Consider the following 2,907-nt stretch of genomic DNA (forward strand, 5'->3'; position numbering starts at 1 on the left):
CTGAATCATGGTTACCCATAGAGTCAGAACTCAACACAAAATGCAACTGTAGTGCTAAGTGTCAGGTTGTGAGACGTCATTGGCGTAATCAAGGATTTCGTCGACCTGACAGCTAAGAAATTGAAAACAGGACGCTTTGTCGAAAGAGGGCGGGCTGTTACCATCCCGCTCATAAAAAAGATCGCTGTCCGGGGAAACCGATAAACACGGAGTCCCCCCTCATGCGGTCAGTCACGACGGGAGGCACAGGTGCTTGTTCACGAGGGCTCGGAGCCAACGCCAGCATCGACAGGCGTCTGGGCTGTACGCTGGCGGCCATCGCCGGTGCAGTGAACGCTGCCGGGGTTCTGGCCGTAGGCTATTATTCGGCCAATATGACAGGCAATGTCTCCGCACTGGCGAGTGGCCTGCATGAAGGGCGCATGGAACTGGTCCTGTCCTGCTGCGGTCTGATACTGGCCTTCGTCGCCGGCGCGGTGCTGTCCGCGCTGCTGGTCAATGCGGGCCGTCGCCACAACCTGCCGTCGATCTACGCACGGAGCATTCTGCTGGAAGCCTGCCTGCTTGGGCTTCTGGGGGCTGTGGATTTTCTGTTTTCGGCCCAGCCACGGGATCCGGTGCTGGCCTACGGGCTGAGTTTCCTCATGGGGCTCCAGAACGCCACGGTCACACGCATTTCCGGGGCGCGTGTCCGCACCACCCATATGACAGGAATGCTCACCGATGTGGGGCTGGAACTGGCGGACTGGCTGGAAGGGTTTTTCCATCCGGTTGACCCGGCCCGACGGACCGGTACGCGCGAACGCCTGGGTCTGCATGCCGCCATCGTGCTGTCCTTCACGCTGGGCGGCGTGGCCGGCGCCTTTCTGTATGGCTGGTGGTCCGGTCTGTTTCTTCTGGTTCTGGCGGGGCTTCTGGCCTGCCTTTCCCTGCCGGGCGCGCTGTCGCATGAGCCTGTGGTGGAGCATAAACCGGCACCGGTCCCCTCTTGCGGGGAGAGGTATTCCTGTTTACAGCACTTGATACATCGCAAGGACAGATCGGGTCATTGGGGGTCGTATGAATAGCAATGCCGCCCGCCATCGGCCCTTTTCCGGAAAAGGACACGCGCCATGAGATATGCCCACAGCAATTATGAGGCTTTTGTCCAACCCCCTGCGCCACAGGATATGGCAGGATGGTCAGCGTGGATCGTGGGCGGAGGACTGGCGGGCATGGCGGCGGCGGCGTTCCTGATCCGGGATGCAGGCATGACGCCTTCAGCCATCACCATTCTTGAAGCCTCGGACAGCGACGGCGGCGCGCTGGACGGAGCGGGGAATGCGGAGACCGGCTGGCTGATCCGCGGCGGTCGGGAGATGGAAGAGCAGTTCCAGTGTCTGTGGGATCTGTACCGTTCCATTCCGTCTCTGGAAATTCCCGGCGCATCGGTGCTGGATGAGGTCTGGCAGGTCAATCAGGCCGATCCATCCACCAGTCCGATCCGCGCCATGTGTAATCAAGGGCAGCCCCTCGCTGATCGTGACAGGCTGACGCTCACGGGAAAGGCGCGACGCGAGATCATTACCCTCATTCTGACCGATGAGGACGAACTGGCGGGAAAGACGATCGCGGATGTGCTGTCCGGCGATTTCATGGCTTCGAACTTCTGGCTGTTCTGGCGGTCGATGTTTGCGTTCGAGACCTGGCACAGCGCTATTGAGATGAAGCGTTACCTCGCACGGTTCGTGCATCAGATTCTCGGACTGAAGGATCTGCATACGCTGAAGTTCACCAGATACAACCAACAGGAATCCCTGAGCCAACCACTGGCCACATGGCTTGCCGATCAGGGCGTCGTGTTCCGTCATGGCGTGAAGGTGACAAATGTTGCTGTTGATGTTTCTGGCGGAAAGAAAGTTGCGACCCATCTCGACTGGCTGGACAATGGCGCGTCCGCCGGTGTTGATCTTGGGCCAGAGGAACTGGTGTTCGTGACCAACGGTTCCATGGTGGAGAATTCGCGCTGGGGCGACCATCATACACCTGCGCCGATTGACACGGCTATCGAAGAGGGGAGCATCTGGCAGCTCTGGCGGAATATCGCAGCGCAGGATTCCGCATTCGGCAACCCGGATGTTTTCTGTGGCGATACAACAAAATCCCGCTGGCTGTCGGCAACCGTTACGACCCGGGATGCGCGGATTCCTGAGCTTGTAAAGCGGATTACGGGGCGTGATCCGTTTTCTGGGAAAATCATCACGGGTGGCCCGGTCACGATTGCCGATTCATCCTGGCTGATGAGCTGGGTGGTCAGCCGTCAGCCCCATTTCAAAGGGCAGCCCGAAAGTCAGGTGGTGGCCTGGCTCTATGGTCTGTTCAGTGACGTGCCGGGTGATTACGTGAAAAAGCCCATGCAGGACTGCACGGGGGAGGAAATCACCCGTGAGTGGCTGTTCCATATGGGCGTGCCGATGGACCAGATCGACGATATGGCAGCGACAGGGGCGACGACGCGTCCGTGCATGATGCCGTTCATCACGGCGCAGTTCATGCCGCGCGCACCGGCGGACCGGCCGAACGTGGTGCCGGATGGAAGCGTCAACCTGGCCTTTCTGGGGCAGTTCACCGAAACGCCACGCGATACGGTCTTCACCACGGAATATTCCGTCCGCACGGCGATGGAGGCGGTCTATACGCTGTGTGGCGTCAGGCGGGCTGTGCCGGAAGTGTCGGGCGGCATTTTCGATGTCCGGATGCTGCTACAGGCGGCAGCGGAACTGCGGGACGGAGAGAAGGTACCGGCGTCGGGGCTGATCCGGCATCTGACGCACGGAACGGAGATTGACGATCTGCTGGAGCGCTACGGGCTGGTTTGGGGGGGAAGCTGAATGTCGGCTGTCAGGCATGAAAATCTGACCTGACCGA

General features: G+C 60.0%; 1 protein-coding gene and 1 pseudogene. Both read left to right on the plus strand.

All coding sequences use genetic code 11. The features are described from left to right. Positions 1-249 precede the first annotated feature (249 nt). Positions 250-1,067: pseudogene (locus tag APA10_RS11395) on the plus strand (YoaK family protein). A 45-nt stretch (positions 1,068-1,112) separates the two neighbouring features. Then, positions 1,113-2,870, plus strand: coding sequence for an oleate hydratase (locus tag APA10_RS11400; protein ID WP_003630714.1), 1,758 nt, complete (start codon positions 1,113-1,115; stop codon positions 2,868-2,870). Positions 2,871-2,907 lie beyond the last annotated feature (37 nt).

Source organism: Acetobacter pasteurianus subsp. pasteurianus LMG 1262 = NBRC 106471 (assembly GCF_000285275.1).
GTDB classification, from domain to species: domain Bacteria; phylum Pseudomonadota; class Alphaproteobacteria; order Acetobacterales; family Acetobacteraceae; genus Acetobacter; species Acetobacter pasteurianus.

Excerpts from the sequence above, each read along its gene's own strand:
- APA10_RS11400 (WP_003630714.1), top strand. The coding sequence starts at position 1,113 with ATGAGATATGCCCACAGCAATTATGAGGCTTTTGTCCAACCCCCTGCG.